This is a genomic window from Actinomadura fibrosa, assembly GCF_900659615.1.
Classification (GTDB): domain Bacteria; phylum Actinomycetota; class Actinomycetes; order Streptosporangiales; family Streptosporangiaceae; genus Spirillospora; species Spirillospora fibrosa.
On the sequence record NZ_CAACUY010000137.1, the window covers coordinates 1 to 23,979 of the forward strand.

The 23,979-nt window shown below is 74.9% G+C and carries 22 protein-coding genes and 2 pseudogenes; 6 read left to right on the forward strand and 18 right to left on the reverse strand.

What is annotated here, in order from left to right; all coding sequences use genetic code 11:
- A pseudogene (locus E1300_RS52850) lies at positions 1-233 on the forward strand (hypothetical protein); the annotation flags it as partial.
- Between the two features lie 10 nt (positions 234-243).
- Here E1300_RS52850 and E1300_RS32430 read toward each other — a convergent pair.
- The 6 genes from E1300_RS32430 to E1300_RS32455 all read right to left on the reverse strand — a co-directional run bounded on the left by E1300_RS32430 (position 244) and on the right by E1300_RS32455 (position 7,194).
- The gene (locus E1300_RS32430; protein WP_242619525.1) at positions 244-849 is read right to left on the reverse strand and encodes an LmbU family transcriptional regulator; all 606 of its coding nucleotides are present in this window, start codon (positions 847-849) and stop codon (positions 244-246) included.
- A 51-nt stretch (positions 850-900) separates the two neighbouring features.
- A complete protein-coding gene (locus E1300_RS32435) occupies positions 901-2,439 on the reverse strand; it encodes an AfsR/SARP family transcriptional regulator (RefSeq protein ID WP_165503090.1) in 1,539 nt (512 codons plus the stop codon).
- A gap of 68 nt (positions 2,440-2,507) precedes the next feature.
- Positions 2,508-3,977, reverse strand: coding sequence for an MDR family MFS transporter (locus E1300_RS32440; protein ID WP_131760923.1), 1,470 nt, complete (start codon positions 3,975-3,977; stop codon positions 2,508-2,510).
- Between the two features lie 198 nt (positions 3,978-4,175).
- Positions 4,176-5,276, reverse strand: coding sequence for a methyltransferase (locus E1300_RS32445; RefSeq protein WP_131760924.1), 1,101 nt, complete (start codon positions 5,274-5,276; stop codon positions 4,176-4,178).
- Complete coding sequence (gene panC / locus E1300_RS32450) at positions 5,276-6,199, reverse strand: pantoate--beta-alanine ligase (protein WP_131760925.1); 924 nt, start codon at positions 6,197-6,199, stop codon at positions 5,276-5,278. Before panC ends, E1300_RS32445 begins: the two co-directional genes overlap by 1 nt.
- Positions 6,200-6,300: 101 nt before the next feature.
- Positions 6,301-7,194, reverse strand: a complete 894-nt coding sequence (locus tag E1300_RS32455) for a helix-turn-helix domain-containing protein (RefSeq protein ID WP_131760926.1) — start codon at positions 7,192-7,194, stop codon at positions 6,301-6,303.
- 179 nt (positions 7,195-7,373) lie between these two features.
- Here E1300_RS32455 and E1300_RS32460 point away from each other — a divergent pair, with 179 nt between their 5' ends.
- Positions 7,374-8,420, forward strand: coding sequence for an NAD(P)-dependent alcohol dehydrogenase (locus E1300_RS32460; RefSeq protein ID WP_278045403.1), 1,047 nt, complete (start codon positions 7,374-7,376; stop codon positions 8,418-8,420).
- A gap of 79 nt (positions 8,421-8,499) precedes the next feature.
- On the opposite strand, the pseudogene panB reads toward E1300_RS32460, so the two are convergent.
- Positions 8,500-9,359 (reverse strand): annotated as a pseudogene (gene panB, locus E1300_RS32465) (3-methyl-2-oxobutanoate hydroxymethyltransferase).
- Between the two features lie 303 nt (positions 9,360-9,662).
- Between panB and rfbD the strand changes: the two are divergent.
- Positions 9,663-10,508: a dTDP-4-dehydrorhamnose reductase gene (gene rfbD, locus E1300_RS32470; RefSeq protein ID WP_131760928.1), complete on the forward strand. Its 846-nt coding sequence runs from the start codon at positions 9,663-9,665 to the stop codon at positions 10,506-10,508.
- 23 nt (positions 10,509-10,531) lie between these two features.
- Here the strand turns inward: rfbD and rfbC are convergent, their stop codons facing one another.
- The 3 genes from rfbC to E1300_RS32485 all read right to left on the reverse strand — a co-directional run bounded on the left by rfbC (position 10,532) and on the right by E1300_RS32485 (position 13,222).
- Positions 10,532-11,131: a dTDP-4-dehydrorhamnose 3,5-epimerase gene (rfbC, locus tag E1300_RS32475; RefSeq protein ID WP_131760929.1), complete on the reverse strand. Its 600-nt coding sequence runs from the start codon at positions 11,129-11,131 to the stop codon at positions 10,532-10,534.
- An 80-nt stretch (positions 11,132-11,211) separates the two neighbouring features.
- Entirely contained in the window at positions 11,212-11,754 is a 543-nt protein-coding gene (locus E1300_RS32480; protein ID WP_131760930.1) for a flavin reductase family protein, read from the reverse strand.
- Positions 11,755-11,878: 124 nt separating this feature from the next.
- The gene (locus tag E1300_RS32485; protein WP_131760931.1) at positions 11,879-13,222 is read right to left on the reverse strand and encodes a tetratricopeptide repeat protein; all 1,344 of its coding nucleotides are present in this window, start codon (positions 13,220-13,222) and stop codon (positions 11,879-11,881) included.
- A 319-nt stretch (positions 13,223-13,541) separates the two neighbouring features.
- On the opposite strand from E1300_RS32485, the gene E1300_RS32490 reads away from it, so the two are divergent.
- Both E1300_RS32490 and E1300_RS32495 read left to right on the forward strand, forming a co-directional pair.
- Positions 13,542-14,561, forward strand: a complete 1,020-nt coding sequence (locus tag E1300_RS32490) for a ketoacyl-ACP synthase III family protein (RefSeq protein ID WP_131760932.1) — start codon at positions 13,542-13,544, stop codon at positions 14,559-14,561.
- Positions 14,558-15,301, forward strand: coding sequence for an HAD-IA family hydrolase (locus tag E1300_RS32495; protein ID WP_165503091.1), 744 nt, complete (start codon positions 14,558-14,560; stop codon positions 15,299-15,301). The genes E1300_RS32490 and E1300_RS32495 overlap by 4 nt, the downstream gene beginning before the upstream one ends.
- A gap of 23 nt (positions 15,302-15,324) precedes the next feature.
- Here E1300_RS32495 and E1300_RS32500 read toward each other — a convergent pair whose 3' ends face one another.
- The 7 genes from E1300_RS32500 to E1300_RS32530 all read right to left on the reverse strand — a co-directional run bounded on the left by E1300_RS32500 (position 15,325) and on the right by E1300_RS32530 (position 22,166).
- Entirely contained in the window at positions 15,325-16,107 is a 783-nt protein-coding gene (locus E1300_RS32500) for an SAM-dependent methyltransferase (RefSeq protein WP_165503092.1), read from the reverse strand.
- Between the two features lie 86 nt (positions 16,108-16,193).
- The gene (locus tag E1300_RS32505; protein ID WP_131760935.1) at positions 16,194-16,985 is read right to left on the reverse strand and encodes an ABC transporter ATP-binding protein; all 792 of its coding nucleotides are present in this window, start codon (positions 16,983-16,985) and stop codon (positions 16,194-16,196) included.
- Between the two features lie 5 nt (positions 16,986-16,990).
- Positions 16,991-17,899, reverse strand: coding sequence for an ABC transporter ATP-binding protein (locus E1300_RS32510; RefSeq protein ID WP_242619526.1), 909 nt, complete (start codon positions 17,897-17,899; stop codon positions 16,991-16,993).
- Positions 17,896-18,699: an ABC transporter permease gene (locus E1300_RS32515; protein WP_131760936.1), complete on the reverse strand. Its 804-nt coding sequence runs from the start codon at positions 18,697-18,699 to the stop codon at positions 17,896-17,898. The genes E1300_RS32510 and E1300_RS32515 overlap by 4 nt, the downstream gene beginning before the upstream one ends.
- Positions 18,696-19,631, reverse strand: coding sequence for an ABC transporter permease (locus tag E1300_RS32520; RefSeq protein ID WP_131760937.1), 936 nt, complete (start codon positions 19,629-19,631; stop codon positions 18,696-18,698). The genes E1300_RS32515 and E1300_RS32520 overlap by 4 nt, the downstream gene beginning before the upstream one ends.
- 1 nt (position 19,632) lies before the next feature.
- Positions 19,633-21,138 (reverse strand): ABC transporter substrate-binding protein, encoded by a 1,506-nt coding sequence (locus tag E1300_RS32525; RefSeq protein WP_131760938.1) that lies wholly within the window; start codon positions 21,136-21,138, stop codon positions 19,633-19,635.
- A 182-nt stretch (positions 21,139-21,320) separates the two neighbouring features.
- Positions 21,321-22,166, reverse strand: a complete 846-nt coding sequence (locus tag E1300_RS32530) for a thioesterase family protein (protein ID WP_165503093.1) — start codon at positions 22,164-22,166, stop codon at positions 21,321-21,323.
- Between the two features lie 329 nt (positions 22,167-22,495).
- Here E1300_RS32530 and E1300_RS32535 point away from each other — a divergent pair, with 329 nt between their 5' ends.
- Positions 22,496-23,296 carry an LmbU family transcriptional regulator gene (locus tag E1300_RS32535; protein ID WP_242619527.1) on the forward strand — a complete coding sequence of 267 codons (801 nt, stop codon included), beginning with the start codon at positions 22,496-22,498 and terminating at the stop codon, positions 23,294-23,296.
- Between the two features lie 88 nt (positions 23,297-23,384).
- Here the strand turns inward: E1300_RS32535 and E1300_RS32540 are convergent.
- Positions 23,385-23,979, reverse strand: a 595-nt coding sequence (locus E1300_RS32540) for an SDR family oxidoreductase (protein WP_131760940.1), incomplete at its 5' end; no start/stop codon positions are given.

Sequence of the window (23,979 nt, forward strand, 5' to 3'; positions counted from 1 at the left end):
TGCACCGCGGCGCGGTCGGCTCGCTGGCCGGGACGGTGAGCACGACGTGCCCGAGCACCTACCGGCAGCTGTTCCTCGACCTGACCCGGCCGGGGCGCGGGCGGTGGCCGTTGCGTGGACGCTGCCGGTACGCGGGGGTGGCCGGTACGCGGGCGGTGCCGGTACGCGGACGGCGCCCGCCACGCGGGCGGTGCCGTTGCGCGGCGGTGGCCGGTGTGCGGGGGGCGTCCTAGGAGGCGGGGGTTAGGGGTCCTCGTCGTCGGCCGCGCGGTCGAGTTGCTCGGAGATCCATTCGCCGAGGTCGTTGCCGGTCACGTCGGCGGCCTCCCGCCAGCGGCTGACCTTGCCGGGCTCGACGGGGACCTGGAGCAGCGTGTCGCGCACCGGGTCCGGCTCGGGCTCGCCGGCGCGGCTGGCCTTGAGGTGCTGGCGCAGCTTGTTGCGCGACCAGCCGAACCGCTCGGCACGGTCCAGCCACCGCTCGCGCTCCTCGGCGGGCAGCGCCGCGACCTCCGCGTGGTGCTGGATGCTCAGCCCCTCGTGCCGCACCGACGGCTCGAACTTCCGCGCCACCCACGCGTAGTTGCGCAGCGTCTGGTAGTTCAGCCCCGTCTCGTCCAGCGCCCGCTGGTACCGCTCGGGATACCGGTTCTGGCCGTAGACGAGCCAGTCCCCCAGCCACCACGCCGACGCGTCCGAGATCACGAAGATCTGCCGCCCGATCCGCTGCCAGTCCTCCAGCGGCAGCTCCGACGGCAGGTCCAGGCCCGTGCGGCGGGTCAGCGCCCGCTCGTCCAGGCCGATCCTCCGCCGGATCGGGGTGCGCATCCGGTCCCTGTTCTTGGGCATTGAGACGTTCCTATCTCGTCCGCGCGCGGTCGCCGCGCGCCGCCGCGGGCATCATGAGCCGTCCGGGACCGGCGTCCGCCCGGCCCGGAGCGGGTTCGGCCGCCGGTCGGCCGCGAGCAGGTCGGCGAACGCGGCGAGCGGCCAGGTCTCGGAGGCGTGCAGCCGCGCCCCGGCGATCCGGAGCGCCAGCGGCAGCCGGTCGCACGCCGCGGCGATGCGGACGGCCGCCTCCGGCTCGCGGTCGACGCGGCCGGGACCGACGATGCGCCGCAGCAGCGTGACCGCCTCGGCCTCTCCGAGGACGTCGAGGTGCAGCGTCCGCGCGCCCGGCAGCCACGCCAGCGGAGTCCGGCCCGTCACGAGCACCGCGCTGCCCGCCGTCCCCGGCAGGAAGGGCAGCACCTGCCCGCTCGCCGCCGCGTCGTCGATCACCATGAGGACCCGGCGGCCCGCGAGCCGGGAGCGCAGCAGCCCCGCCCGCCCGGCGGTGGACGCCGGGACGGCGGGCGCCGGGACGCCCAGGCCGCGCAGCAGGTCGTCGAGGGCGCCGCGCACGTCGGTCCGGCCGCGCGAACCGCCCAGCTCCACGTACAGCAGGCCGTCGGGGAACAGCGGGCGCAGCGAGTGCGCCACGTGCACCGCCAGCGACGACTTGCCGACGCCGGGACGGCCGTGGATCACCGCGATCGGCACCCCGGCGCCCGACCCGGCGGACACGAGCAGGTCGGCGACGGCGGACGTCTCGGCGTCCCGGCCGACGAAGTCGGTGGGCTCGCGCGGGATCTGGTCCGGAACGATCCGCTCCGCGCCGAGGATCACGTCGCGGGAGGTCAGCAGGGGCAGTGCGTCGAGCTCCGGGGCCTCGGCCAGCACCATCCGCTGGAGGCGGCGCAGTTCGCCTCCCGGTTCCAGCCCGAACTCCTCGGTGAGGATGGAGTGGGCCTGGCCGTAGGCGGCGAGGGCCTCGGCGCGCCGCCCGCTGCGGCAGAGCGCGAGCATGAGATGCGCCCAGTAGTGCTCGTTCGTGGGGTCCTCGGTCACGAGCTCCCGGAGGTACGGGATGAGCTGCCGGTACCGGCCGAGGGCGAGCTGGGCGTCGATGAGCAGGTCCTGTGCGGCGCGGCGCTGGGCGCGGCACCGCTCGATCCGCCCGGCCATGGCGGGGGTGGCGGGAACGTCGCCGAGGGGCGGTTCGCGCCACAGCCGCAGCGCGTCCTCCAGCAGGCGGACGGCGTCCAGGGACTCCCCGGCGGCGAAACGCGCGCGGGCCTCGGCGGCGAGCCGGGCGAACTCGTCGGCGTCGAGCTCGCCGGGGCGGACCTCGAACTGGTAGCCGCCGCTGCGGGTCTTCAGCCTGGCGCTCAGCTCCGGGATCTGCCGCAGCGCCCAGACGTGCGTGCGCAGGGCGCTGGCGGCCGAGCGGGGACGGGCGGCGCCCCAGACGGCGTCGACCAGCGCGCCGCCGGTGAGCGGCTCGTTGGCGTGCAGGAGGAAGGCGGCGAGGAGCTCGCGCCTGCGCCGCTGCGGGAGGGGCACCGGTTCGCCGCCGTCCCGCAGGATCTCTAACGGCCCGAGCACACGGAACTTCATGGACCCTCCACTGGTCTGCCGCCCCTCACCGGACTCCACCGCCCCGATCCGCCGCCCCGATCCGCCGCTCAGGTGCTCTTGAGCGGCTGCTCCTCGGCCGGGGCCGCGGCGGCGTCCCGGCGCTCGTTCCTCATCAGCAGGACGGTCGGGACGGTGGCGGCCAGGGTGACCCCGACCACCCACCAGAACGCCGTGCCGTAGGCCGCCGCCTGGTCGCCGGGCGTCGAGGCATCGTCGAGGTGCCATTGCAGGACGACGGCGAAGATGGCGGTGCCGACCGATCCGCCGACCCGCTGGAGCATGTTCAGCTGGGGCGCCGCGTCGTTCACCTTCGCCGGGTTCAGCGCGCGGAACGCCGCGGTCATGGCGGGCATCGTGATGAGGCCGATGCCGACGCCGCGGACGACCGTGACCGCCCCGATCAGCCAGTACGAGGTGGAGCCGGTGAGGAAGGCCAGCGGGATGCTGGACAGGCTCATCGCGACGCCCCCGATGAGCGCGGTCGCGCCCGCTCCCAGCCGGTCGGTGGCGCGGCCCGACAGGTACATGCCGACGGCGGCGCCGAAGCCCTGCGGGATCATCAGCAGGCCCGCGCCGAGCGCGCTCTCGGCCCGCACGGTCTGGAGGTACAGCGGCAGGAGGATCATGCCCCCGAACACCGCCCCGCCGGAGCAGAGCGTGGTGAGGCACGCGGACGCGAACGCCGGCGTCCGGTAGAGGCCCAGGTCGAGCAGCGGATGGGGAGTCCGCAGGGCGTGCGCGGCGAAGGCCGCGGTCAGCAGCGCCCCCGCCAGGATCGGGACGAGCGCCCGCGGGGAGCCGGCGTCGCCGCGGGCGCCGATCTCCGCGAGCCCGTAGGTGATCCCCACCATCCCGGCGCCGATCAGCAGCAGCCCGAGGACGTCGAGCGGCTGCCCCGGCCGCCCCTCGTCCGGCGCCAGGAACCGGCGGCCGAGCAGGACCGTGACGATTCCGACCGGGACGTTGACGAAAAAGATCCACTCCCAGCCCGGCCCGTCCAGCAGCAGCCCGCCGACGGCCGGCCCGACGATCGGCGCGATGATCATCGGCACTCCGACCGCGCTCATCACCCGCGCCATGTTCGCCCGGTCGGCGCGCATGACCAGGAGCATCTGCCCCACCGAGGCGATCACCCCGCCCGCCGCGCCCTGCACGACGCGCAGCGCGATCAGCTGCTCCACGCTGCCCGCCAGCCCGCAGAGCAGCGAGACCACCGTGAACACCGCCACGGCGCCCAGGTAGAGCCGCTTGGCGCCCGTCCGCCGGGCGGCCCAGCCGGTGACCGGGATCACCGCGGCCAGCGCGAGCAGGTAGGAGGTCACCACCCACTGGATGGTGATCAGGGAGGCGTCGAAATGCGCCGACAGCTCGTGCAGGGCGACATTGACAATGGTCGAGTCCAGCAGCGACATGATCGCGCCCAGCGCGGAAATGACGATCGACCAGCGCAGCTCCGGGGAGAACGGAACGCGCGACCGATTCTGCTCCTGCCCGGTCCGCCTGCCAGCATCCGCCATGGCCCCAAGGATTCTTCGGATTTGATCAGTACGTCAACCCGGATAACGGCGCGGTCGCCCGGTGCGCGCGGATCTTCCGCACGGTGCACCGCCCGCCATTGCGGCGCCTGCGCGGTCGTCGCCGCGGGCAAGCGGCCGCGGTTTTGTTCCGGCCCTTTCGATTGTTCTGGCCGGTCCGCCGAGAAACAACGCGCGTTCTTAACGGAATCGCACTTCGGCGCCGGACGGGACGGCACCGCGATCCCGCGGACGCCCTCCCCCGGCGGTCGAGAGCCGGCACGTCAGCACCCGGTAGCCCTGCAGGATCCTGCTCCCCGCGGAGCCGAGACAGGCGCCGACGGCGTCGAGCTCCAGCCCCGCGGCGGCGAGCAGCTCACCGAACCCGGCCTCCGTGCGGGCCCGCCCGCCCGTGTTGAGCAGCATGCTGATGTCGTTCATCACCGCGCCGAAGTCCCGCATCGGCTCGGCCCGTTCCGGCAGCACCGGCTCGATAATGAGGAGAACGGCGTCCGGCCCCATCGCCGCCCGGCAGTTCCGCAGGATCCGCTCCGCGCCCTCGTCGTCCCAGTCGTAGAGGACGTTCTTCAGCAGGTAGGCGTCGCCGCCCTCGGGCACCGACCGGTGGAAGTCCCCCGGCACGGGCCGGACCCGGTCGCGCACCCCGGCGGCCGACAGCACCGCCTCCGCCGCCTCGATCGCCACCGGCATGTCGAAGAGGACGCCGCCGACGCCGGGATGCGCGGCGAGGACGGCGGCGAGCAGCGTGCCGTCCGCGCCGCCGACGTCGACGACCGTCCCGAAGCGCGCGAAATCGACCTGCGCCAGCAGCCGCGGAGCCAGCAGGCGGGTGTGCGCGGCCATCCCCGCGTAGAAGACGGCGAACTCCTCGGCGTCCCACTCGAAGGCGCCCTTGCCGGTGCTGAGGCCCAGCGCCGGGTCGCCCGTCCGGACGCTGTGCGCGAGGTTCCCCCAGGTGCGCCAGGCCTTGTCACCGCAGAACAGCGTCGCGAGCGGCAGGACCGACCCGTCCGTCCCGCCGCGCAGGACGGACGCCTCGGGCGCCGCCGCGAACGACCCGTCCGGCCCCTCGCGCAGCAGCCCGAGGCAGACCAGCGCCCGCAGGAGCCGGACGGTCGCCCCCGGATCGGTGCCCGCCGCCGCGGCCAGCTCCGCGCCGGTGCGCGGCCGTTCCGCCAGGCGGTCGAAGACGCCCAGCTCCCCCGCCGTGTGGACGATCTGCGCGGGCAGGTGGCCGAACAGCAGGTCCAGTGCCGAGGTGCCCGGCTCCCCCGCGCCCATCAGGACCGCGCCGCCCCGCCCAGCACCACGGGGACGTTGTCGATGAGCCTGGTCGCGCCGACCGTCGCGGCGACCGCCAGCACGGCCGGGCCGGAGGCGTCCGCCTCCGCGATCCGGAACGTGCGCGGCTCGACCAGCTCCAGGTAGTCGGTCCGCACGGGCGGGTCCAGGGCCGCGGCCTCCGCCAGGACGGCGCGGCCCGCCTTCAGCACCGCCGCCGCCCCGTTCCCGGCCTCGGCCAGCCCCGCGCGCAGCGCGCGGACGAGGGACAGCGCGGAGCGGCGCTCGGCGGGCGAGAGGTGGACGTTGCGGCTCGACAGCGCCAGCCCGTCCGCCTCCCGCACCGTCGGCACCGCCTCGATCGCGACCGGCACGTCGAGGTCGGCGACCATCCGCCGGATGAGCGCGAGCTGCTGCGCGTCCTTCTCCCCGAAGACCGCGAGGTCCGGACGGACGATGTTGAACAGTTTCAGCACCACCAGGAGCACGCCGTCGAAATGGCCGGGCCTGCGCTCGCCTTCCAGGACGTCCGCCATCGGCCCGGGATTGACGGTGACCCAGGGCTCGTCCGGATACACCTCGGCGCGCTGCGGAGCGAAGACGACGTCGACCCCTTCGGCGCGGCAGGCGTCCATGTCGGTGTCAAGGGTCCTGGGATACCGGTCGAAGTCCTCGCCCGGAAGGAATTGCCGGGGGTTGAGGAAGATGCTCACGGCCACGACGTCCGCGCGTTCCCTGGCGTGCCGGATCAGGGCCCGGTGCCCGTCGTGCAGCGCTCCCATCGTCGGCACGAGTGCGACGGCACGGCCGTCCGCCCGGAATTCCTCCCGCATTTCGGCCAGCCGCCGCCTCGTCTCGACGAGGACGGGAACACCGTGAGCCGACGTCGCAGTCACATCGTCCTCCTGCCGACGATTCCGCATGGCGCGCCCCAGACAACCACGCTCACCGCGGCAGAAGAAGGCACGCCCGCCCGTCTCGCCGGCGGGACGACTCGGGTGACACGACGAACCGAAAAGAAGCCTTATCGATTGTCGGCCCGGTCATTCACGAGATCGCCGTCCGCGGAGGCGATTTCGGCGGTCGTGGCCCAGCTCGCGAGGAGGCGGAGTTTGTCCTCGGAGTCGCTCCCGGGCTCGGTGCCGTAGGCGACGAGGGTGAGGGCGTCGGCGGGCAGGTCCATGGACTCGTAGGTGAGGTGGAGGTCGCCGACGACCGGATGCCGGACGGGCTTGCTGCCGATGTGGTGCAGGCGGACGTCGTGGCGGGCCCAGCGGGCGCGGAAGTCGTCGCTGCGGGTGGACAGCTCGCCGACCAGGGCGGTGAGGTCCTTGTCGTAGGGGTCGCGGCCGGCTTCGGCGTGCAGGAGGGCCACGGTGTCGTTGGCGGCGCGCTCCCAGTCGCCCCAGAACTGGTGGGAGCGGGCGTCCAGGAACAGGAACCGGGCGTGGTTGGGGACGGCGCCGCGGGCGGCCTCGATCATGGGGGCGTACAGCGCGCGGCCGAGGGCGTTGAAGGCCACCAGGTCGCCGCGGCCGTTCATGACGAAGGCCGGACCGGTGATGGAGTCCAGCAGCCGCTGCACCGTGGGCCGGACCCGCTGCGAGGCGGGACGGCGCCGGCGGCGGCGGAGCCCGGGGCCGGCGGCGCGGGCCAGGTCCTCCAGGTGGATGCGCTCCTCGTCGTTGAGCCGCAGCGCGCGGGCCAGGGCGTTCAGGACGCTGTCGGACACGCCCGCGAGGTCGCCGCGCTCCAGGCGGGAGTAGTACTCCACGCTGACCCCGGCGAGCTGGGCGACCTCGGCGCGGCGCAGGCCGGGCACCCGCCGGGTCCCGTAGGACGGCAGGCCGGCCTGCTCCGGGCTGATCCGGGCCCGGCGGGAGGTCAGGAACTCGCGTACCTCGCTGCGGTTGTCCACGTCCCCCAGGCTAGGCGGCCCGGCGAGCGGGAGGGGTGCCCTGCGAGTACACCTTTCACCAGTGCCTTCTTCCTCCCCGGATCAGCGCCTTCCATGGGTGGTGGCCGCCTCCCCGGCGCGGTGAGCGCCCGGGAGGCGAGCTCTCAACCAGGCCCCAACCAGCCCGACCAGAAGGAGCGATCCTCGTGCGTGTTCACGCGTACGCCGCGCCGGCCGCCGGCGAGCCCCTGGCCCCCACGGTCATCAAGCGGCGGGACGTCGGCCCGAACGACGTGCTCATCGAGATCCGGTACGCCGGCATCTGCCACTCCGACATCCACAACGTCAGCGGCGACTGGGGGCCCCGGCCCTTCCCGCTCGTCCCGGGCCACGAGATCGTCGGCACCGTCGCCGAGGTGGGCGCGGCCGTGACCCGGCACCGGCCAGGCGACCTCGTCGGCGTCGGCTGCATGGTCGACTCCTGCGGCGCGTGCGTCAACTGCCGCAACGGCGACGAGCAGTACTGCCTGGACGGGATGGTGCTCACCTACGCGGGCATCGACCGGGACGGCACCGTCACCCAGGGCGGCTACTCCACGCACATCGTCGTGAACGCCGACTTCGTCCTGTCGATCCCCGACGGCATGGACCCGGCGGCCGCGACGCCGCTGCTGTGCGCCGGCATCACCAGCTACTCGCCGCTGCGGCGCTGGGGCGCCGGCCCGGGGAAGAAGGTCGCCGTCGTCGGCCTCGGCGGGCTCGGGCACCTGGCCGTGAAGCTCGGCCACGCCATGGGCGCCGAGGTCACGGTGCTCTCGCAGTCGCTGAAGAAGCGGGAGGACGGCCTGCGGCTCGGAGCCGACCACTACCACGCCACCGGCGACCCGGGCACGTTCGAGCAGCTCGCCGGACGTTTCGACCTGGTCGTCAGCACCGTCAGCGCGTCCGTCGACCTGGACGCCTACCTCGGCCTGCTCGCCGTGGACGGCACCCTGGTCCACGTCGGCGCGCCCGGCGAGCCGCTGAGCCTCGACGTGTTCTCCCTGATCAACGGCCGGCGCTCGCTCGTCGGATCGATGATCGGCGGCATCGCCGAGACCCAGGAGATGCTGGACTTCTGCGCCGCGCGGGGCATCGGCGCCGACATCGAGCTGATCCCGGCGGACCGGATCAACGAGGCCTACGAGCGCGTCCTGGCCTCCGACGTCCGCTACCGCTTCGTCATCGACGCCGCCACCCTCCGCTGACGCGCGGCCCGCGGCCCTACGCTGACGCGCGGGCCGCGGCAGCCGCACCCGCCGGGTCCTGGTCCCGGCGCGCGGGGCGCTACTCGAAGCAGTGCTCGGCGCCGGGGAACGTCCCCTTGCGCACGTCCTCGGCGAACCTGCGCGCCGCGTCCTCCAGGATCCCGGCGAGGTCGGCGTACCGCTTGACGAAGCGCGGCACCCTGCCGCTGCGCATTCCCGCCATGTCCTGCCACACCAGCACCTGGGCGTCGCAGTCCGGCCCGGCCCCGATGCCGACGGTGGGGATCTCCAGCTCGGCGGTGACGCGCTTGGCGAGGTCGGCCGGGACCATCTCCAGGACCACCGCGAAGGCGCCGGCGTCCCGCAGCGCCAGCGCGTCCCGCAAGATGTCCTCGCCGGCCTCGCCGCGGCCCTGCACCCGGTAGCCGCTCAGCGCGTGCTCGCGCTGCGGCGTGAAGCCGATGTGCCCCATGACCGGGACGCCCGCGTCGACCAGGCCTTGACCTGCCCGGCGAACGGCCGGCCGCCCTCCAGCTTGACCGCGTGCGCGCCGTCCTTCATGAACCCGATGGCGGTGGCCAGCGCCTGCTCCGCCGACGCCTCGTACGACCCGAACGGCAGGTCGGCGACGATCAGCGCGCGCTCGGTGGAGCGGATCACCGCCCGCACCAGGGGCCGCAGCTCCTCGATCGTGACCGGCAGCGTGGTCCGGTGCCCGTACACGTTGTTCGCGGCGGAGTCGCCGACGAGCATCACCGGGATGCCGGCCGCGTCGAAGATCCCGGCGGCGTACATGTCGTAGGCGGTCAGCATCGGCCAGGTCTCGCCCCGCTCCTTCATCCGCTGGAGATGGCGGACGCGCACCCGCCGGACCTCCCGATGGACGGGAGCTCCGGAGCCGTACGGAGCGGTCGTCTCCACGGCGGTCGGCTCGGTCATCGGACGATCCCTTCTCTCGACTCCGTCCGGGCGGGAGCGGTGCTGCGCACGGTAGCCCGATGCCTTCGGCCGAGGCACTCGCCGGCCGACTCGGCCCCGCGTGCGCGGGAGCCATCGGTGGCGTCGTCTCGCCGGCGGGACGTCCCTCGCCGACGCGCTCCCTTTGAACGGCCTCGGCGTTCACGTAGCTTCGGTCCGGCCATGCACCGCGGACCGACGCGCCTCGGACAGGACCGGGAGGCGGTCGGTGCGCCGCGGTTGCCGGGCGGCGGGCCGGACGGCCCGGGGAGACGGGAGGCATGGATGACCTGGCTGGTGACGGGGGCCGCGGGGATGCTCGGCACGGACCTGGTGGACCGGCTGCGGGCCGGCGGCCATGACGTCGTCGCCGCGTCCCGCGCCGACCTCGACCTGTGCGCGCCGGGCGCCGCGCGCGACGCCGTGCGGCGGATCCGGCCCAGCGTGGTCGTCAACTGCGCCGCGTGGACCGCCGTGGACGACGCCGAAGCGCATGAGAAGGCCGCGCTGGCCGTCAACGGCACGGCGGTGGGTGCGCTCGCGGAGGCGTGCGCGGACGGCGGTGCCGCGCTGGTGCAGATCTCCACCGACTACGTGCTCGACGGCCGCAGCACCGTCCCCTGCCCCGAGGACGCGCCCGCCGCGCCGGTCAACGCCTACGGCCGGACCAAGCTCGCCGGCGAGCGGGCCGCGCTGGCCGCCCCGCGAGGCTATGTCGTCCGCACCGCCTGGCTGTACGGGGCGCACGGCCCGAACTTCGTCCGCACGATGGCCCGCCTGGCCGCCGAGCGCGACACCGTCCAGGTGGTGGACGACCAGCACGGGCAGCCGACGTGGACGGGCGCGCTCGCCGAGCAGATCATCGCGCTCGTCCGCGCGGGCGCGCGGCCAGGCGTCTACCACGGCACCGCCGCGGGCGCCACGACCTGGTACGGCCTGGCCCGCGAGGTCTTCACCCTGCTGGGCCTCGACCCGGAGCGGGTGCGCCCGGCGGCGACCGCGGACTTCCCGCGCCCAGCGCCCCGTCCGGCCTACAGCGTGCTCGGCCACGACCGCTGGGCCGAGGCCGGGCTGAAGCCGATGCCGCACTGGCGCGACTCGCTCCACGAGGCGTGGCCCACGCTGCTCTGAAGCGGGGCGGACGGCCGGAGTCCTCAGACGGGCGCGCTCGTCCTCGCGTAGAACTCCAGGCATTCGGCGTAGTCGGGGAGCACGCCCGACTCCGCCACGGCCGCCAGCGGGGGCGCCGCCGCGTCCCTGGCCGACAGGATCGGCTCGATGTCCTCCGGCCAGCGAATCCCGAGCGCGGGATCCATCGGGTCGACCGTGTGCTCGCGTTCGGGCGCGTACGGCTGGGAGCACATGTACACCATCGTCGCGTCGTCGGTGAGGGCCATGAAGGAACGGCCGAGCCCCTCGGCGAGGTAGAGGCAGCGGCGGTTCTCCTCGTCCAGCTGGACCGCCTCCCAGCGGCCGAACGTGGGCGAGCCGGTGCGCAGGTCGACCATGACCTCCAGGATGGCGCCGCGCACGCAGGTGATGTACTTGGCCTGGCCCGGCGGCACCTCGGCGACGTGCACACCGCGCAGGACGCCGCGGGCCGAGACCGAGCAGTTCGTCTGCAACGCCGTCAGCGAATGGCCGGTGCTTTCGCTGAATTCACGCGCCCGGAACACCTCGTGGAACGACCCGCGGTGGTCGCCGTGCACTTTCGGGGTGAACAGGAACGCGCCTTCGATGCTGAGTTTCTCCACGGCACCAGAATGGCATGCGCCGGGTTCGGCAAGAATGGATCGGAAATGGCGGCAGCGCCGTCGGCGTTCATCAGCGTCCGTCAGTGGCCGCCGGCGGCGCGGCGGCCGCCCACGCGGTCGAGGCCGCAGTAGCCGCCGGCGAACCACACCAGCGGATCCCGGTCGTGGTCGGCGGCGCAGTCGAGCACCTCGCCGACCAGCACGACGTGGTCGCCGCCCGGCCGCAGGTCGTCCACCCGGCAGTCCAGGTGGGCGGCGACGCCGTCGAGCAGCGGCGCCCCGGTGCGCGGCGACCGCCGCCACCCCACCGCGGCGAACTCGTCGGCGCGCCGGTGGCGCAGCGGCGACGCGAACCAGTCGGCCACCTCGCGCTGCTGCTCGGCCAGCACGTTGACGGAGAAGCCCCGCGCGCCCGCCAGCGTCGCCGCGAACCGCCCGTCCCGGCGGACGGCGGCCAGCACCAGCATCGGGTCGAGGGACAGCGACAGCACGGCGTTGGCCGTCATCCCGCGCGGACTGGGCCCGGCCATCGCGGCCAGCACCGTCACCCCGGTCGGGAAGGCGCCCATCACCCGGCGGAACGCCGACCGGGTCGGTCCGGCGGGGCCGTCCGCGTGCGTCATCGGAGCGGGTCGCCGGGGCGGTTCGCGGGCACGGTCATCGGACGGCTCCCTCCTCGCGGGCGCATGCTCATCAGGCGTTCGGTCGTGTGGGGCGGTCGTGCGGGGTGTCAGTTGTGCGGGGCGGTCAGTCGTGCAGGGCGTCGGCCGCGCCGGCGAGCCGGCGGCGCGCCAGCCGGTTGAACGGGCTCTGCGGGCGGACCGACAGCCGCTCCCCGACGAGCATCCGCGCCTCGTCGCGGTGCCCGCCGCGCAGGGCCGCCTCCAGCAGCGTCTGGTGGACGACGTCGCGCTGCGCGTGGCTGCCGCCGCACCGGTACAGCTCCCGCCGGACCGGCATCAGCAGGTCGAGGACCCGCTCGTACTCCTCCCGCGCGAACGCGACGATCGCCCGGCACACCGGGAGCCCCACAGCGGCGATCACGGCGGCGTTCTCGGTCCCCGCGGCGTGCGCCTCGCGCGAGCGCAGCAGCTCGTCGGCGTCGCCGAACTCGCCCGCCCCCGCGAAGCACATGGCGGCGTGCCAGTCGTTGAAGGCGCACCACGGCTCGCCCGCCTTCGGCCGCCACGCCTTCACCAGCTCGCCGAACCGGTCGTGGACGTCGACACCGGCCAGGTGGAGCCGCCACAGCAGGGACGAGCCGTTGAGGATCTCCAGGGCGCTGCCGAAGGTCCGCTCCGGGGCGAGCCTCTCGTCGTACAGCCGCAGCACCGCGCCGGTGTCCCCGGCCTCCAGCAGGAACAGGCAGTGGTGCCAGGAGATGTGCAGGCGCATGTAGTTGTCGTCGTCCCACTGGGCGCGGCGCTCCTCGATCCAGCGCAGGCCGTCGCCGGTGCGGGCGCGCATCTCGTAGGTGTGCGCGACCGCGTGGACCGCCCAGACGTTCTCGCCGTCCAGCGAGGCGGCCCGCCTGCCCAGCTCCTCGGCGTACTCCCAGTGCCCGTTCTCCTCGGCGCCGAAGGCGTACATGCCGAGGAGGCATCCGTAGTACGGGTCGTCCTCGCCGAGGAACGGCAGCGCCGCCCCGATCCGGTCCCGCAGCGCGACCGCGTCCCCGCGCAGGAAGTCGATCTGGTGGCCGACGGCCAGGGCGAGGAGGTCGCGCGGGCACCGCGCCGAGATCCGCGCCAGGACGTCGCCCGCGGCGCCGGGCTCGCCCGCCAGCAGCAGCCCGGCCGCCTCGACGTGGTCGCGCTCCCGGTCGGTCAGCGGCAGTCCGGCGAAGCCGCGGCGGGCCGAGGCGAAGGCGTCACCCGCCGCGGCGGTGACGTCCGCCTCGGTGCTCAGCGCGCCGATGTAGGCCTCCAGCACCGCGGCCAGGGGGAACGGCGCCTCCGCCGCCGTCCACGGCGCCACAGGGTCGAGCATTCCCGGACGGAAGCGGAGCATCCGCCCGACCGCCTCCTGGAGCGCGGCGGCCGCGGACGCGTCCGGAGCGGTGAGCGGAAGATCGTACGGGTCGGTCAGCATGCACGCCACCTTCGTGCCTCGTCCGGGACCGGCATGGAGGCGGGCCCGCCAACGGGGACAGTATCCCCGCCGCCCCCGGCGCCGCACGCCCGGTCCGGCGCCGCGACGCGCGGACGGCCGCCGCTCCGCCCGTCCCGCCGGCGGGACCGGGCCCCGGCGAACGTTGACACGATTATGTCAGCGCGGGCGCGCGTTTTCCCATCCGCATTCCGCGAAGGGCTTTCCGGTGAATTGGCGTGCGCCGCCGGAGTCTCGACCGGCGGGCCGCCCCTGGTTAGCCTGACGGCGCACCGGCCACCAACGCAGCGGAAGGGCGACGATGATTCTGCGCGACTTCTACATCGGTGGCACCGGAGTCCGCATACCGCCGTCGGTCCCGGTGAGCGAGGCCGTCGCCGCGGGACTCTACCCGGCCCAGGACCACGCCGAAACGCAATTGAAATCGATCGCCGTGGCCGACGAGGGATTCCCGGCGGAAATGGCGGTGGAAGCGGCACGGGACGCGATACTCGCCTCCTCGCACGACGCCGGCGACATCGCGCTGACGCTTTACTCCTATATCAACAACCAGGGCCTTCCCGGCTGGCATTCCGGGGCGTACGTGCACCGGTTCGCCGTGGGCGGCGCGACCCCGGTGGTCGAGGTGAACCAGCGCTCGAACGGCGGTCTCGCCTCCCTGGAGATCGCCGCCGCCCACCTTGAGGCCCGCGGCGGCCCGGCCGCGCTGCTGGCCACCGGCGACCGGTTCGGCGATCTCGTGGGCGGCCGGTGGAACTACGACGGCGGCCTGGTCCCGGGCGACGGCGCGACCGCGCTGGTGCTGTCGCGCGAACGGGGCTTCGCCCGGCTGCTGTCCCTCGTCACCGCCTTCGACTCCTCGCTGGAGGAGGTGCACCGCGGCGACGCGGTGTACGTCGGCCAGAGCGACGTCGAGGCCGCACCGCCGTTCCGGCAGCGCAAGCGCGAGTACCTGGCCAGGTACGGGGTGCAGGACACGACCGGCAGGTTCGCCGCCGGGGCGGGCGCGGCCATCACCGGCGCGCTGGACGAGGCGGGCCTGGACACGAAGGAGATCGACCACTGGGTCCTGCCCTTCATCGGGATGCAGGAGCTCCGGCAGTACTACCTGGGCCCGCTGGACATCCCGGTGGAGTCCACCCTGTGGGACTGGGGCCGGACGGTCGGGCACCTGGGCGCCGGGGACCAGATCGCCGGGCTGCACTGGCTGCGCACGCGGCGACGCGCGGTCCCCGGCCAGACGGTGATGCTGATGGGCGTCGGAGTGGGGTTCAGCTGGTCCTGCGCCGTGCTGAGGATCGAGGACGCGGACCGCCCGTGAGCACGGAACCGTCCGACGCGACGCGAACGGAAGAGATCGCCACGGTGGCCCACGCGCGGCCACGCGCGCTGGTCATCGACTGGGTGGGGGTGCTCACCACCGGGTTCGAGCCCTCGGTGGCGGCCTGGTCGCGCAGCGAGGGGGTCCCGACCGCGGCGGTCATGGACGTCCTCGCCGAGCTGCGCGGGGCCGGGGTGGGCGAGCAGGCCGGGAGCGGGATGATCCGGGCGCTGGAGCGCGGTGAGATCGGCGCGGAGGTCTTCGAGCGGGAGCTGGCCTCGCGGCTGCGCCGCGTCTCGGGGGTCGCCGTGCGGCGGTCCGGGCTGATCGGGCGGATGTTCGGCCACTTCGAGGTGGACCTACGGCTGCTCGGCGCCGTCCGGCGGCTGCGCGCGCGGGGCCACCGCACGGCGCTGCTGTCCAACAGCTGGGGCAACGACTACCCCGGCGAACTGCTGGAGGGCGCGTTCGACCAGGTGCTCATCTCCGGGGAGCTGGGGATGCGCAAGCCGCAGCCGGAGATCTTCCGGTACGCCGCCGGACGGCTCGGGGTGGCCCCCGGCGAGTCGGTCTTCGTGGACGACCTGGCCGCCAACGTCGCCGGCGCCGCCCGGGCGGGCATGATCGGCGTGCTGCACGAGAGCCGGGCCGCCACGCTGCGCGCGCTCGGCCGCTACTTCCCGCTGTCCTCGGACGCGTCGGCCGCCGCTGCGTCCGACCGGAGTGGCCGCGCCCGCTGAGCACCGGATCGGCGCGGCGGCTCTCAGCCGGGCACGACGCCGACGGCCGCCGCGAGCCGGACGGCCGGGCCGTCCGGCGGCGCGGGAAGGTCCGGCCCCAGCCAGTCCTGGACGGCGACGAGCCCGGGATCGAGCAGCCGCGTGCCCGCCAGGAACTCCATGATCCGCTCGTCGCTCCGGTACGTGATCGGGGCGGTCGCGCCGCGGCCGTAGACCTCCTCCACTCCGGCGACGACCTCGGGCGCGGTGCCGTCGGTGGAGGAGTGCGTGAAGACGAGGCGGCTCCCGGCCGACAGCCTGCCGCTCAGCACACGCAGCAGCCCGGCGGGGTCGAGCTCGTCCGGGACGAACTGGAGCACCGCCGTGGCGACCAGCGCGACCGGGCGGCTCCAGTCGATCAGCGGCTCCAGCGCCTCGACGATCCGGTCCGGCTCGCGGATGTCGCCCTCCAGGACGCGGACGCCTGCGTCCCGCATCCGCTCGGCCCGCGCCAGCACGGCCGGGTCGTTGTCGAAGCCGACGACGACGGCGGACGGGTCGGCGGCGCGGGCGGCGCTGAACGAGCTGGGCTCGGTCGGCATGCCGCAGCCGATGTCGACGACCTGCCGGATGCCGGCGCGGACGGCGTCCTCGACGGCGCGGGCCATGAAGGCGCGGTTGTAGCGGGCGGCGGGCTTGGCCCAGGGCGTCCGCCGCGCGACGCGCTCGGCGGTCTCCCGGTCGATCGGCAGGTGGTCTTCGCCGTCGAGGTAGGCGTCGTAGATGCGGGCGATGCTCGCCACGCCGGGATCGGGGGAAGTGGGCACGGGACGGTCCTCCAGTGCGTGCGACGGGCTACGGCGGGCGGCGCGGGGCGGGGCGGGGCGGCGCGGGGCGTACCCGGGGTCTGCGGTCATCGCCTCCCCCAGGAGACCGTCGGCGTCGCGGCGATCAGCCGGGCGGTGTACTCCTCCGCCGGGTCCACCAGGACGGTCCGGGTCGGTCCCTCCTCCACCAGCCGGCCGCCGCGCAGCACCGCCGTCCGCTCGGTGACGTGCCGGACCAGCGCGAGGTCGTGGGAGACGAGGACGAGCGTCAGTTCGAGGCGGCCGAGCAGGTCGAGGAGCAGGTTGACGATCTGCGCCCGCACCCCGACGTCCAGCGCCGAGGTGGGCTCGTCGGCGACCAGGACGCGCGGGCGCGGCGCGAGCGCGCGGGCGATCGCGATCCGCTGCCGCTGGCCGCCGCTGAACTCGTGCGGGTACCGCCCGGCGGCCGCCGCGGGCAGCCGCACCGTCTCCAGCACCTCGGCGACCCGCTCGGCGCGGTCGACCGGCAGCCGCAGCGCCTCCAGCGGCTCGGCGACGATCGCGCCGACCCGCATCCGCGGGTCCAGGGAGGAGCGGGGGTCCTGGAAGACCGGCTGGACGGCCGACCGCAGCTCCCGGGCCGGCACCTCCAGCACGGGCCGCCCGTCGAACTCGACCCGGCCCGAGGTGGGGCGGTCCAGCCCGAGGATCAGCCGCGACAGCGTGGACTTGCCCGAACCGGACTCGCCGACGATCCCATACGCCTCGCCGGGCCGCACCGCCAGGCTCACCCCGTCCAACGCCCGCACCACGGGGCGCGGCCGGAACGGCGAGCCGCGCGGCCGCCGGTACTCGCGGACGACCTCGCGGACCTGGATCACGGGCCTCGGGGACATCGCCCTCACTCCTCCGCACCGGCCGCCGGGACCACCGGAACCCGCTCCCGGTGCCCGAACGCCGCGAGGTCGCCCGCCGCGAGCAGCGCGCGGGTGCGGTCGTGGGCGGGGGCGGCGAACACCTCGGCCGTGCGGCCGTCCTCGACGATCCGGCCGCCGTCCATCACCATCACCCGCTCGCACAGGTCGGACACCACGGCCAGGTCGTGCGAGATGAACAGCAGCGTCGTGCCGCGCGCCGCGCAGATCCGCCGGATCAGGTCCAGGACGCGCCGCTGGACCAGCGCGTCCAGCGCCGTGGTGGGCTCGTCGCAGATCAGCAGCCGCGGGTCGCGCGCCAGCGTGACCGCGAGCAGCACCCGCTGGAGCTGCCCGCCGGAGAGCTGGTGCGGGTAGGCGCGCGCCGTGTCCGGGTCGAGCTCGACCAGTTCCAGCAGTTCCCGCACCCGCGCGCGGGCCTCGGAGCGCGGCACCCGGGCGGCCAGCGCGACCTGGCGCCCGGCGCGCTTCAGCGGGTCGAGCGCGGACCGCGGCTCCTGGAACATCATCGCCGCGCGCGTCCCGCGCAGCCGGGCGACCTCCCGGTCGGGACGGTTCAGCACCGGCCGGCCCGCGATCCGCACCCGGCCCTCCGCGCGCGCCCCGGACGGCAGCAGCCCCATGACCGCCAGTGCGGTGACCGACTTCCCGCAGCCGGACTCGCCGATCAGCCCGGCGCGCTCCCCCGGCGCCAGCGCGAACGACACCCCGGAGACCGCCGCCGTCCCGCCGAAGCGGACACCGAGACCGGCCACCTCCAGGTCCGGCACCTCCGGGTCGGCCGCCTCCAGGTCCGGCACCTCCGGATCGGGCGCCTTCGAGCCGGGCGCCTCCGGGTCGGCCGCCCGGCCCGGCCCGCCGTCCCGCCCGCTCACGGCCGCGCCCGCCGGGCGGGATCGAGCCGGTCGGCGAGGACGTCCCCGGCCAGGTTGAAGCCCAGCACCGTGAGGCCGATGGCGAGCGCGGGCCAGCACACCAGCTCCGGGTTCGTGAACAGGTACGCCTGGTTCTCGTGCAGCATCCGCCCCCACGAGGGGGTCGGGGCCTGCACACCCAGGCCGAGGTAGGACAGCGCCGCCTCGGCCGTCACCGCGATCGCGAACGCCACCGTGGCCTGGACGAGCAGGACCGGCGCCACGTTCGGCAGCACGTGCCGCACCGCGACGCCCGGCGCGCGGCGCCCGCAGGCCCGCGCCGCCGTCACGTACTCCTGGGCCATCACCTGGAGCGTCGCGGCGCGCGACACCCGCGCGAAGACCGGCACCGAGGAGATCCCGACCGCGACGATCCCGGTGACCGCCGACGCCCCGAACGCGGCGGCGAGCACCAGCGCCAGCAGCAGCGCGGGAAAGGCCAGCATCAGGTCGGTGGTGCGCATGACCAGCTCGGACGGCCAGCCGCCGGCCATCCCGGCCGCGACGCCGAGCGGCACCCCGAGCACCGACGCGATCAGGACCGCCGCCACGCCGACCGCGAGCGTGGCGCGGGCGCCGACCAGCACCTGGCTGAACACGTCGCGGCCGAGCCCGTCGGTGCCGAGCAGGTGCCCGTCCCGCAGCGGCGGCAGCAGCGCGCCGCCGGGCTCGACCCGCGCCGGGTCGAACGGCGCCCACAGCAGGGACAGCAGCCCGGCCGCGACCACGAGCCCGACCAGGACGAAACCGGTGCGCCTCACGCCGGCCTCCGCAGCCTCGGGTCGACGGCCAGGCAGAGCAGGTCCACCAGATAGTTGATCACCAGCACGAGCGCGATGAGGATCATCACGACGCCCTGGACGAGCAGCAGGTCCCGGCCCTCGACGGCGCGCAGCAGCATCTGGCCGACGCCGGGCAGCGTGAACACGGCCTCCACGATCACCGCGCCGGACAGCAGGACGACGAACTGGACGCCGATCACGGTCAGCACCGGGACCACGGCGTTGCGCAGCCCGTGGTGCCACAGCGCCCCCCACCAGGTGCGGCCGGTCGCCAGCGCGGTCCGGATGTACTCCTTCTCCATGACCTCCAGCACCTCGCCGCGCACGTACCGGACGAGGACCGCGCCCTGGACGAGCCCGAGGGACAGCGCCGGCAGCGCCATGTGCCGGACCCACTGGTAGGGGTCGCCGAGGGGCGCGTAACCGCCCGCGGGCAGCACCCGCAACCGCACCGCGAACACGTAGGAGAGCAGGATCCCGGCCACGAACACCGGGACCGCCATGCCGAGCTGGCCGAACACCGACACCAGCGGCCCGATCCGGCGCCGCGACGCCAGCACGCCGAGCGGCACCGCCAGCAGCACGGCCAGCGCCATGCCGGTCACCACCAGCGACGCGGTGACCTGGAGCCGGTCCGCGATCTGCGGCCACACCGGCCTGCGGGTCACCACGGAGGTCCCGAAGTCGCCGCCGAGCATGCCCGTCGCCCAGTCCGCGTACTGGACGGCGAGCGGCCGGTCCGTGCCGATCTCGTGCCGCAGGGCCGCCACCGACGCCGGGTCCGCGCGCTCGCCGAGCAGCACGGTCGCGGTGTCGCCCGGCAGGGCCGAGCAGGCGGCGAAGACGACGACGGACGCCGCGAACACCGTCACCGCCATGACGAGCGTGCGGCGCAGCACCGCCCAGACCATGTCAGGACTTCCGGATGGAGGAGAGGTCGTACCCGCCGGTGACGACGTTCGGCGGGACGCCCGTCACGTTCCGCGCGCTGACCTGGATGCTCGGCATCAGCCACAGCCAGCAGCTCGCTGCGTCGTCGGCGATCGTGCGCGCGACCTCCCGCATCCCGGCCACCTCCTCGGCCGGCGTGCCCGCGTCGGCCGCAGCCAGCTCCCGCTGCACCTTGGGGTTGTCGTAATGCCAGTAGTAGGACGGGTTGCCGTACTGGACGATGTCCAGCGGCTCGCTGTGCATGATGACCGTCATGTCGTAGTCGCCCTTGGTGAACACCTCGTCCAGCCAGCGCCCGGGGAACTCGACCTGCTCCATCTGGACCCGCACGCCGATCCGGCCGAGCTGGTCGGCGACGAACTGCGCGGCCTGGGTCGCGTACGGGCGGTTCGGCACGCGGAACCGCAGCTTCAGGCCGCCGCCGTATCCCGCCGCGTCCAGCAGGCGCCGGGAGGCGGCCGGGTCGTAGGGCACCCGTTTCGACAGGTCCTCGTACCAGGGGTCGGTGGGCGGCACCATGCTGCCGATCAGCGTCCCGTACCCGGCCCAGACCGTCTTCAGCAGCGCCGCGCGGTCGATGGCCTGGGTGATCGCCTGGCGGACCCGCCGGTCGCGCAGCGCGGGACGCGCGTCGTTGAAGCCGAGGACGACCTCGCCGTTGGTGTGGCCGGTCGTGATCCGGAACCTGCCGCCGTCCCGGAACTGCGGCAGCGACTGCGGGGCCGGGACGTTGGTGATGAGGTCGAGCTCGCCGGCGAGCATCGCGTTGCCCAGGGCGTTGGGGTCGTTGTAGAAGCGGAAGGTGACGGTCTTGAACTGGGTCTTGGCGCCCCAGTAGGCGTCGTTGCGGGCCAGGACGATCTGGTTGCCCCGGTCCCACCGGCCGAACGTGAACGGGCCCGTCCCGACGGGCCGGTCCGCCAGCGAGCCGACGGCCCGCTGGTTCAGGATGACGCCCACCGGGCCGCTCAGGTTGAGCAGCCACAGGTTGCTGGGCCGCTTCAGATCGACCTCGACGGTGTGATCGTCCCTGGCCTTGACGTCGGAGACCGCGGCGAACTGCTGCTTGAACGGGTGGCGGGAGGCGGCGGCCCGCACGCGGTCGAAGCTGAACACGACGTCCCGCGCCGTGAACGGGTCGCCGTTGCCGAACCGCACGCCCTGCCGCAGGTGGAACACGTACCGGCGGCGGTCCCGGTCGATGTCCCACGACGAGGCGAGCCCGGGCGTGACGGTCCCCTTCTGGTCTCGGTCGACGAGCGTCTCGTAGACGTTGCCGAGCAGCATCGAGGGGATGGACGCGTTGGACGTCACGGTCAGGTCGAGGGTCTGCGGCTCGACCTCGCCGCCCACCAGCAGCGTGCCGGGATCGCCCCGGCCCTGGTCGGCGGCCGACTGGGAGCAGGCGGTCAGGAGTAAGCCGGCGACGGCCGCGAGGGCGGCCAGGCGCGGGGCAGCGCTCCGCATCACGATGTCCGGTCCTTCCACGGGGAGCGGCCGCGGCGGGCCCGCGGCCCGGGCGGGCGGGGTCGGAGGCCGGCGGCGCGGCGTCTCGCCGGCGGGACGGGCTTGGTCGGGCGGTCGGCTTGGCGGGTCGGCTGGCGGGTCGGGTCGGGTCGGGTTGGCGGGGGCGGGCCCGGCCGGGCGGGTCAGCTCCCCCGGGGACGCAGGGAGCGGCACATCATCTGGACGCGGCTGGAAGCGACCAGATCGCCGTTCAGCGCCCAGATGGACGTGCGGCCCGCGAGCAGGCCGTCACCTGCCGCAGGGCTCTCGGTGTGGACGAGCAGCCACTCCGAGTCGGGCCGGAGGGCGTGGAAGGAGACCGACAGGGAGATCGTGGGGGCGATGTGGGTCAGGGGGCCGGGCTCCAGCGCGATGACCGCCGCCAGGAACGGGAACACGTCCGCGGCGATCACGGACCGCCCGGCGTCGAGGCAGGGGTCGGTGAAGCAGGGCTCGGGCCGGAACCGCAGCCAGGACGTCCGGACGGAGTCCTCGCTCGGGTCCTCCGGCCAGATGAGGTGGCGGGTCTGGTTCAGCGGGCGCTCCTCGACGTGCTGCCAGAACGGCTCCCGGTACTTGTGGGCGGGGGGCAGCAGCTCCTCGTAGGAGGCGAGGCCGTCCGGGGGCGGTCCGGCGGGCGGGGCGACGCTGCGCTGCGGCAGCCCGTCCAGGCCGGGCTCGACGAGCCAGACCAGCGCCTCCAGGACCGGCGACCCGTCCTGGGCCATCGACACCCGGACCGAGTGGGCCCGGCCGGTGACGCGCAGCGACACCGTCGTCAGCTCGGCTCCGCCGGGCGCGGGACTGCGCAGGAAGTGGCACTCCAGGCTCGCGGGCCGCAGGCCGGGGGCGTGCTCGCCGGCCGCCCGCAGCGCGATGGTCGCCAGGTAGCCGCCGTTCGGGCCCCAGAGGTCCCACTCGCCGCTCACCTTCGCGCTCCAGGTGCCGGGCCCGCCCGTGACCTGGGTGTCGCCCGCCAGATCCGCCATCCTTCGCACTCCCTGCTCGCCGGCACGGGACGCCATCGCGCGAGCCCCGGGTGCTCCGCCGTCCCCGCACACCCTGACCCGGCCGGCGAGCGCGCCGCAAGGATCGCGCGGCCGGGACCGCGCCGGGAGCGCCGGGAGGGCCGCGCGGGCGCCCCGGCGTCCGGGCACCCCGCCTCAGGTGCGGCTACGCGCCGCGTTGACGGCCGGTTGACAGCCTCATGACACCGCCTCCCTATCGTCGGGATGGACTTTCCCGATCATGCACCGAGACACCGGGACTCCGCCCGCCGCCGCACGCGCCGGGCAGAAACCAATGGAGGCATCGCAGCATGACGCTCCCGACGGAACGGTCGACGGCCGCGGGCGCCCGCGCCCGCGCCGGCTCCCCTTCCGCACCGCCGCAGAGCAAGATCATGACGACGCGGACGGGCCTCATCCTCCCGCCGCGGCTGACCATCGACGCGTGGAAGGAGATCGGCGAGGAACTGTCGGTCCTCTGGGACTCCACGTGCTGGTGGCAGGGCGACTGGCTGCTGTACGGCCAGGACCGCTACCCCGACCGGTACCAGCGGGCGGTCGAGGACTCGGGGCTCGACTACCAGACGCTCCGCAACTACGCGTGGGCGGCCCGCAGGTTCCCGCCGTCCCGGCGCCGCCCGAAGCTGAGCCTCCAGCACCACGCCGAGGTCGCCTCGCTGCCCGAGGAGGACCAGGACCTGTGGCTGGACCGCGCCGAGCGGGAGGGCTGGTCCCGCAACCGGCTGCGGCGCCATCTGCAGGACCACGAGGCGGGCGGGCGCCGGCTCGGCGCCGCCGCCGACGGCACCCTGGCGCTCAAGGTCCCCGCCGGCCGGCAGGAGCGCTGGCGCCGCGCCGCCGAGCGGCGCGGCAGCGCGCTGAGCAGCTGGATCGCGCACGTGCTGGACCAGGCGGCGGAACAGGCCCTGGAGGCGTCGCGGCCCGCCACCGCCTCCGCTTCGGCTCCTGCCTCCGGCCCGCACGCCCTGCACCGCACCGCGGCCGACGGCCCGGCGCGGCGTCCCGGCGAGCTCCGTCCGGTGGAGTACCGGGGCCGGCTGCCCAGGCCCCGCACCGCCGCCCACACGGGCGCCCACTCCGGCGCCGCCTGACTCCCGGAACCGCCGGCGGGTGTGCACGCGGAACGTCCGGGGCGGGTCGATGCGACCCGCCCCGGACGTTCCCATTCCCCCGAGGTCCTCAGCCCGCCAGGCCGCCGTCGATCCCGACGACCTCCCCGGTGACGTAGGAGGCCGCCCCCGACGCCAGGAAGGCGACCAGGTCGGCGACCTCGCGGGCGGAGCCGGTCCGGCCGAGCCCGATCCGGCCCACGATGCCCTGCCGGGCCCGCTCGTCCATGCCCCCGGCCATGTCGGTCTCGATGAGCCCGGGGCACACGGCGTTGACCCGGACGCCCCGCGGGGCGCACCGCCGGGCCAGGGAGCGGGCGTACCCGATGATCCCCGCCTTGGCCGCCGCGTAGTTGGCCTGGCCGGCGCTGCCGTGCCGCCCGGAGACCGACGACAGCGTCACGATGCTGCCCGCGCCCTCCCGCAGCATCCCGCCGACCGCGGCCTGGCAGACGTTGACCGTCCCGCCGAGGTTGACGTCGACGGCCTCGCGCCACTGCTCCGGCCGCATCCGCGCCAGCAGCGCGTCGCGGGTGACGCCCGCGCAGGTCACCAGCACCGACGGGCGGCCCAGCTCCCCGGCCGCCCGCCGGACGAACGCGCCCGCCTGGGCGCCGTCGGACACGTCCGCGCGGACGGCGAGCGCCCGGACGCCGGCGGCGGTG